Origin of the sequence: Sphaerotilus sp. (assembly GCF_013299175.1) — a bacterium.
Taxonomy (GTDB): domain Bacteria; phylum Pseudomonadota; class Gammaproteobacteria; order Burkholderiales; family Burkholderiaceae_C; genus Sphaerotilus.
Map to the genome: position 1 here is coordinate 1 of NZ_JAAFKF010000146.1, position 7,034 is coordinate 7,034.

Genomic DNA, 7,034 nt, shown 5'->3' on the forward strand with positions numbered 1-7,034 from the left:
CCGTTTCCGGGCGTGGCGGTGCATCTGCACCAGATGCTGGAGGACGATCCGAAACACGTCCTGGTGCTGCACAACCGGCGTGATCGGCGGCTGTTCGACCTCTACCGGCTGCACATCGAGACGGGCCAGGAAACGCTGGTGCAACGCAACCCCGGCGATGCGCTGGGGGTGGTGACGGATCGGGCGGGGCAGGTGGTGGGCGTCGTGCGCAAGCAGGGTGAATCGATCAGCCTGCACGCTTCGTTCACCGACATGGCCGAGGCCCGTGAGGTGCTGCGCTGGCACACCGACGACCTCGTGACGGTGGTCGGGCCGGATGCGCAGAGGCGCGGCTTCTACCTCGTCACCAACCAGGGGCGCGAGCGGCGGGCGCTGGTGCATCTGGACGTGGCGACCGGGCAGCAGCGGGTGGTCCAGGACGATCCGGACGTGGACATCGACTGGGTCTGGCTGCACCCGCAGACCCGCGAGCCGCTGGCGGCCTTGTCCCATCCCGGCCACCAGCGCATCTACCCGCTGGATGCCGAGTGGGCGCGGGATCTCGACCGCTTCTTTCCCGAGCGCCCGCGCCGGCTGGGGCTGCTGAGCGTCAGCCAGGACGAGCGCCTGCTCACTGTGCTGGCGGACACCGACACCGAGCGCCGCTACCTGCTGCTCGACCGCCGCAGCGGGCGCGTTACCGCGCTGGGGCAGGGCACCGCCAACGCCTACCCTGGACAGCTCGGCGTGACGCGGCCGGTGCAGTTCACGGCGCGCGATGGGCTGCCGCTGCATGGCTACCTCACGCTGCCGCCCGGTCATGAGCGCCGCCCGCCGGGGCCGATGGTGCTGCATGTGCATGGCGGGCCGTGGGCGCGGGACTACTGGGACAACGGCCTGGGCAGCATGCAGTTCCTCGCCAACCGGGGCTATGCGGTGCTGCAGGTCAACTACCGCGGCTCGACCGGCTACGGCCGGCGCCACCAGCTTGCGGCCATCGGCGAGTTCGCCGGCAAGATGCACGACGACCTGCTCGACGCGGTGGACTGGGCGGTGGCGCAAGGCGTGGCCGATCCGCAGCGCGTGGCGATCATGGGCGCGAGCTACGGCGGGTACGCGGCGCTGGTGGGGCTGACATTCACGCCCGAGCGGTTCGCCTGCGGCGTGGACACGGTGGGCGTGTCGGACCTGGTGTCGCTGGTGGAGAACGTGCCGCCGTACTGGGAGCCGAACATGCAGGTCTGGCACCGTTACGTCGGCAACCCGGCGGTCCCGGCCGAACGCGAGGTGATGCAGGCCAAGTCACCGGTCCACCGCACGGCGGCGATCACCAAGCCGCTGCTGGTGATCCAGACCACCAACGACGTGCGCGTGCGGCAGGACCAGTCGGACACGGTGGTCAACGCGATGCGGGCGCGGGGGCAGCCGGTGGAGTACCTGCTGCTGTCCGGGGCGGGGCACCTGTCGCGCTCGTGGAGCTGGGGGCAGCGGCTGCGGGCGGAGCGGCGGGTGGAGGATTTTCTCGGGGCGTGCCTGGGTGGACGGAGTGCGGGGTTCGATTGGTTCGAGCTGGGGGCTTGGGTGTTTTGATGGCGGCGGTGGTCAGCCCAGGTGTTCTCGCAAGAACGCCGCCACGATCGCCAGATTCTCCGCCGACTCGAACTCCCGGCCCCCGTGCCGCGCCCCCTCCAGCAGCGTCAGCCGCGCCCGCCCCGCTCCCGCCACCTCGTCGATCCGATCCGCCAGCCGCACCGAATGCTGGTACGGCACGAGGTGGTCGCGCGTGCCGTGCTGCAGCAGGAACGGCGGGCAGTCCGGCCGCAGCCAGCTCTCCGGATTGGCGCGCCGCACGGCGTCCGGCACCTCGGTGATCGGTGCGCCGAGCAACTGGCTTTCGGGTGAATCCGGCAGGCTGTGGTCGGGCGTGCCGCAGCCGGTCTGGCGCAGGTAGACATCCATCTTCAGGAAATCGGTCGGCCCGAACCACGAGACGACCGCCTGCACGTCACTGCGCTGCGTCGGATGGCCGAGCGTCAGGTCTTCCAGTTCCGCCACGCCGACGCCCGTGCCGACCAGTGCCGACAGGTGCCCGCCCGCTGACCCGCCCCAAGCCGCCACGCGCCGCGGATCGAGCTGGTACTCGGCCGCGTTTCCCCGCAACCAGCGGATCGCGGCCTTCACGTCGTGGATCTGCGCCGGAAACTGCGCCTCGCCCGAGAGCCGGTAGTTGACCGCTGCCAGCGCGTAGCCCTGCGCCAGCATCTGCTGCGGCGCGTTCAACTGGCGATCGCGCTTGTCGCCCATCCGCCAGGCGCCGCCGTGGATGTGGACGATCAGCGGGTAGCCGCCCGGCGGCGGGGGCGTGTCCGGCAGATAGAGGTCGAGCAACTGCCGGGCCGAGGTGTCGGCGTAGCGCAGGTCGAGGTGGGTGGTCGGTGAGGAGGTGATCATCGGGTTCTCGTCCAAATCTTCAGATTAACCCCAGCCAGTGCCTGGGCGTGTCCCACCACAGCCGCGCCCGATCGGCCGGATCGGGCAGCAGCCGCTCCACCTGGCGGATCAGCGGCCCCATGTCGGTGCGCTGCGGCGCCCGCAGGAAGGGCCAGTCCGACGCCCAGAAACAGGCGTCCAGCGTGAAGGTGTCGAGCAGGGCGCGCACGTAGACCAGCGCGTCGTCGTGGGGCAGCAGTTCGGTCGAGAACTTCTGGAAACCGGAGAGCTTCACCGCCACCCGCCCGGTGGGCGCCAGGGCGAGCAGCGCCTGGAATCCGGGTTGGTCGAGTCCCGCACCAGGGGCGGGCCGGCCGCAGTGGTCGATGAGGATGCGCGCGCCGCTGTGCAGCAGCATCGGTTGCACCGCGAGGAGCTGGTCCTCCACGACCTGCACCTGCACGAACATGTCCAGATCGGCGAGGTGGCGCAGCAGCGGGGCGGTGTCGGCGTAGAAGTCCGTCCCCAGCATCGCCACGTTGAACGCCACGCCCACCACGCCCGCCGCCCGCAGCCGCGTCAGTTCATCGAGCGAGGTGTCGTTGGGCAGCACCACGATGCCCCGGAAGCGGTCGGGATGCCGCGCCAGCGCGTCGAGCAGACAGCGGTTGTCCCGCCCGTAGCCCGAGTTCGGCCCGACCAGCAGCGCATGCCGAATCCCGTAGGCATCCATGACCTGCACGTACTGGTCGAGCGTGCCCATTTCCTGCCCGGCCGGGCGGTAGGCCACGTCGGGCGCATAGGGGAAACGGGCCGGGTCGAGGAGGTGGCAGTGGGTGTCGATCTTGGGCTCGTCGAAGAGGTGCAGGGGCACGGCTCAGACCTCCAGGTTGTCGATCAACCGCGTGACCCCGAGCTTGGCCGCTGCCAGTGCCACCAGCGGCGTGCCTTGTGCCAGATCGTCTGCGGTCGGTGCCAGCAGGTCGGCACGGCGCCGCAGCGTCATGTAATCGGGTTTCCAGTCGCGGGTGATCATCGTCGCCATGGCACGGGATTCGATTGCCGCCACGTCACGTTCGCCGGCCTGGATCGCCACCTGCATCGCCTGCAGCGCGATCGACAGTTGCACTGCCTCGGCGCGCTCGGCCTCGCTCAGGTAGCCGTTGCGCGACGACAGCGCCAGGCCGTCCCCCGCGCGCGCCGTGTCGCCCGCGACGATCCGCACCGGCATCGCGAACTGCTCCACCATGCGCCGGATCACCATGAGCTGCTGGTAGTCCTTGCGCCCGAACACCGCCACCGACGGCTGCACGCACTGCAGCAGCTTCATCACGACGGTACACACGCCCGTGAAGAAGCCCGGCCGGAAATGTCCTTCGAGCAGGTCAGCCAGCGCCGGATCGGGCACGACCTTGAAGGTCTGCGGCGCGGGGTACAGCTCGCGCTCGTCGGGCGCGAACACGAGGTCGCAGCCAGCGCCTTCCAGCAGTTCGCAGTCACGGGCCAGCGTGCGCGGGTAGCGGTCGAAGTCCTCGTTCGGGCCGAACTGCAGGCGATTCACGAAGATGCTGGCGACCACCGGCACGTCCGGGCCGACCAGCGCACGCGCCTGCCGGACCAGGCTCAGGTGGCCATCGTGCAGGTTGCCCATCGTGGGCACGAAGGCGGGGCGGGCGGTGTCGGCCAGGGCGGCCCGCAGCTCGGCGAGGGTGTGGAGAACACGCATGGGGCAGGGATTCCGTGGGGCAGGCGGTTCAGGCAGCGGCGTAGGCGTGGGCGACCGGATCGGGGAAGGTGCCCTCCTTCACCGCGGCGACGTAGCGGCGCAGCGCGTCCTCGATGCTGCCGCCCTCGTCCATGAAGTTGCGGACAAACCGCGGCAGCTTCCCGCGCGTGACGCCGAGCATGTCGTGCAGCACCAGCACCTGTCCCGCCGTGTCCGGGCCAGCACCGATGCCGATGGTGATCATGCCGGGGTTGTCGGTCTGCACGGCCGCGGCGACGGACGACGGCATCAGCTCCAGCACCAGCATGGCCGCGCCTGCGTCGGCCAGTTCCTTGGCGTGGCGGCGCAGCACCGCCGCACCCTGCGCATCGCGGCCCTGCACCCGGTAGCCGCCCAGCGCGTGGACGCTCTGCGGCGTCAGCCCCAGGTGCGCGCACACCGGCACACCGCGGTCCACCAGGAAGCGCACTACCTCGGCCGTCCAGCCACCGCCTTCGAGCTTGACCATCTGCGCGCCGGCCTGCATCAGCGCCGTGGCGGACGCCATCGCCTGCGCCACGCCCTGCTGGTAGCTGCCGAAGGGCAGGTCGGCCACCAGCCACGCTGCGCCGCCCTGCAAGCCACGCGCCGTGCAGCGCGTGTGGTAGACCATCTCCTCCAGCGCCACCGGGATGGTACTGCTGTGGCCCTGCAGCAACATGCCCAGCGAGTCACCGACCAGCAGCGTGTCCAGCCCCGCCTCGTCCGCCAGCCGCGCGAACGTGGCGTCGTAGGCGGTCAGCATGGTCACTTTCTCCCCACGGGCGTGCTGGGCGCGCAGGCTGTGCAGGGTCACGGGCTTGCGTCCGTTCGGGGTCGCGGTGGGCTGGGCGTGGGTGCTCAAGCGGGTCTCCTGGCGAAATTATTTGGACTCGACCCCCCGTTTCCGTGAGGTCTGAGGCATTCTAGTCAGCCTTGCTGCAGTGCAGCAGTGGTACTTTCCGGTGCGCACTGATTTTCACCCACTGCCTGATGACCCCATCATGACCGTCGATAAGCCTTTTGCCCCTGCATGTGACCGCAACCGGGCGCCGATCCTGGCGGTGCTGCGGAGTTTGCTGGCCGAGCGGCGCATGGTGCTGGAGATCGGCAGCGGTACAGGCCAGCACGCGGTGCATTTTGCCGCCGCGCTGCCGCACCTGCGCTGGCAGACCTCGGACGTGCGGGCCAACCTGCCGGGCATCTGTCTGTGGTTGGCCGACGCGGCGCTGCCGAACACGCCCGCGCCGATCTGTCTGGATGTCGCTGGCACCTGGCCGCAAGCGCAGTACGACGCCGTCTACACCGCCAACACGCTGCACATCATGGGCTGGCCGGAGGTGCAGGCATTCTTCGAGCGCGTGGCCTCGGTGCTGACACCGGGCGGGCTGGTGATCGCCTATGGCCCGTTCAAGTACCTGGGCGAGCACACCAGCGCCAGCAACGCTGCCTTCGACGTGTCGTTGCGTGCGTCGGACCCGCGGCGGGGCGTGCGCGAATTCGAGCTGGTCGATGCGCTGGCGCGGGCGGTGGGGCTGGAGCTGGTGGAAGACCGGGCGATGCCGGCGAACAACCGCTGCGTGAGCTGGCGCCGCTGCTGACCAGCGTCACCACTGCGCCAGTGGCGTGCCCTGGGTGCGCAGCAGCGTCTGCCGTCGCACATGCCGTGTTCGCTCGATGGCTTTGCTGCGCAGACGCCTGAAGGTGTCCGGGTCTTCGTGGGCTGACATTTGCATCAGCACCTGGAGGTAGCGCCGTGTATGGTGCGCGCGGCCACCGCAAGCGCGTGCCGGGTTCATGGTGCTGCCACGAAGAGGGGGGCTGACTTTGGCGACGGATGATCCCTGAAACGTGACATTTCTCATGCAAGGATTCTTTGTTCCTTACATGAAGACCCCATGAAGTTTCCGTTATTTTTTCATCGGAAGTGGGCTGTACCCATCAGTGCCAGTACCCACTGCGCTGTCTCGTCCGGCCTCTCCAGCGCAAACAGGTGCGTGCCGTCGATCCACTGGAAGCGATCCTGCACCAGCGCCCGCGTCGCGGCGAGACCCACCTGGCGCACCTCGCGCGACTGCGTGCCGCCGATGAACGCCACCGGACAGCGCGGGGGATGGCGCCGCAGCATCTCGCCGATGTTGTGCGCCAGCGTGTTGTAGATGTGCGCCTCGACCTGCCGGTCAAAGGCCAGTTGCACGCCACCCTGGGGCGCAGGCTCCAGCCCGGCGCGCAGGTAATCCTCCAGACAGCGCGGATCCCAGCGCGCAAAGACATGCTTGGCCGCGAAATGCGCGCGGGCCTCGTCCACCGAATCCCAGAGATGGCGCCGCCGCGCCGCGACCTTGCCGGGCGAGACGCGCTGGATCAGCCGCGTCGCCTTGGCCACCTGCACGCTGTGCGCCTTCCAGCCCGTCAGGATGGGCGAGTCCAGCAGCACCACCGCCCGCGCCAGATCGGGCCGCTTCAGTGCCGCCTTCAGACTGAGGAACCCCCCCAGCGAATGTCCGACCAGCACCACCGGTGTGTCTGTGCCGAGTCCCAGCCCGTCCACGAAGTCGATGAGCTGGTCGCGCAGCCGCGGCCAGTTGCTGGTCACGGGATAGCGCGGGTCGTGGCCGAACCGCTCCACCGCCTCGACCCGCCAGCCCGCCGCCCGCCAGTGCGCGAAGAGCTGCGCGTAGGTGCCGGCGGGGAAGCTGTTGCCGTGGCTGAAGACGATGACGCCGGGAGACTCGCCGCTGGCCATGGCCGGCATCAGACGATGCGCTCGCCGGGGTGGGTGATCTTGCGCATGGCCTCGTGGCGGGCGGAGGGCTGCATCAGCGGGAACTCGGCGGCATCGCCGTTCCACGCCGGGTCGTCGATGCCCTCGAACACCTCG

8 protein-coding genes are annotated in these 7,034 nt (G+C 69.6%); 2 read left to right on the forward strand and 6 right to left on the reverse strand.

Annotation, left to right across the window (positions count from 1 at the left end; all coding sequences use genetic code 11):
• Positions 1 to 1,569: alpha/beta hydrolase family protein (locus QZW52_RS17855; protein ID WP_294001163.1), on the forward strand; the 1,569-nt coding region annotated here is incomplete at its 5' end.
• A 12-nt stretch (positions 1,570 to 1,581) separates the two neighbouring features.
• Here QZW52_RS17855 and QZW52_RS17860 read toward each other — a convergent pair.
• The 4 genes from QZW52_RS17860 to panB are packed head-to-tail and all read right to left on the reverse strand — an operon-like array spanning position 1,582 to position 5,018.
• On the reverse strand, positions 1,582 to 2,430 hold the full coding sequence (locus QZW52_RS17860) for an alpha/beta hydrolase (RefSeq protein ID WP_294001165.1): 849 nt from the start codon (positions 2,428 to 2,430) through the stop codon (positions 1,582 to 1,584).
• 19 nt (positions 2,431 to 2,449) lie between these two features.
• The gene (locus tag QZW52_RS17865) at positions 2,450 to 3,283 is read right to left on the reverse strand and encodes an amidohydrolase family protein (protein WP_363227005.1); all 834 of its coding nucleotides are present in this window, start codon (positions 3,281 to 3,283) and stop codon (positions 2,450 to 2,452) included.
• Between the two features lie 3 nt (positions 3,284 to 3,286).
• Complete coding sequence (gene panC / locus QZW52_RS17870; protein ID WP_294001168.1) at positions 3,287 to 4,135, reverse strand: pantoate--beta-alanine ligase; 849 nt, start codon at positions 4,133 to 4,135, stop codon at positions 3,287 to 3,289.
• 28 nt (positions 4,136 to 4,163) lie between these two features.
• Positions 4,164 to 5,018, reverse strand: a complete 855-nt coding sequence (gene panB / locus QZW52_RS17875) for a 3-methyl-2-oxobutanoate hydroxymethyltransferase (RefSeq protein ID WP_294001170.1) — start codon at positions 5,016 to 5,018, stop codon at positions 4,164 to 4,166.
• A 139-nt stretch (positions 5,019 to 5,157) separates the two neighbouring features.
• On the opposite strand from panB, the gene QZW52_RS17880 reads away from it, so the two are divergent.
• Positions 5,158 to 5,754: a DUF938 domain-containing protein gene (locus QZW52_RS17880; RefSeq protein WP_294001172.1), complete on the forward strand. Its 597-nt coding sequence runs from the start codon at positions 5,158 to 5,160 to the stop codon at positions 5,752 to 5,754.
• A gap of 6 nt (positions 5,755 to 5,760) precedes the next feature.
• Here QZW52_RS17880 and QZW52_RS17885 read toward each other — a convergent pair whose 3' ends face one another.
• Together QZW52_RS17885 and QZW52_RS17890 are read right to left on the reverse strand one after the other, a co-directional pair.
• Positions 5,761 to 5,883 (reverse strand): hypothetical protein, encoded by a 123-nt coding sequence (locus tag QZW52_RS17885; protein ID WP_294001175.1) that lies wholly within the window; start codon positions 5,881 to 5,883, stop codon positions 5,761 to 5,763.
• Between the two features lie 188 nt (positions 5,884 to 6,071).
• Entirely contained in the window at positions 6,072 to 6,908 is an 837-nt protein-coding gene (locus QZW52_RS17890; protein WP_434738360.1) for an alpha/beta fold hydrolase, read from the reverse strand.
• Positions 6,909 to 7,034: the final 126 nt, after the last annotated feature.

Bases quoted from the DNA above. Each gene is read 5' to 3' on its own strand.
- QZW52_RS17860 (WP_294001165.1), bottom strand. From the start codon at position 2,430: ATGATCACCTCCTCACCGACCACCCACCTCGACCTGCGCTACGCCGAC.
- panC (WP_294001168.1), bottom strand. From the start codon at position 4,135: ATGCGTGTTCTCCACACCCTCGCCGAGCTGCGGGCCGCCCTGGCCGAC.
- QZW52_RS17880 (WP_294001172.1), top strand. From the start codon at position 5,158: ATGACCGTCGATAAGCCTTTTGCCCCTGCATGTGACCGCAACCGGGCG.
- QZW52_RS17885 (WP_294001175.1), bottom strand. From the start codon at position 5,883: ATGTCAGCCCACGAAGACCCGGACACCTTCAGGCGTCTGCGCAGCAAA.
- QZW52_RS17890 (WP_434738360.1), bottom strand. From the start codon at position 6,908: ATGCCGGCCATGGCCAGCGGCGAGTCTCCCGGCGTCATCGTCTTCAGC.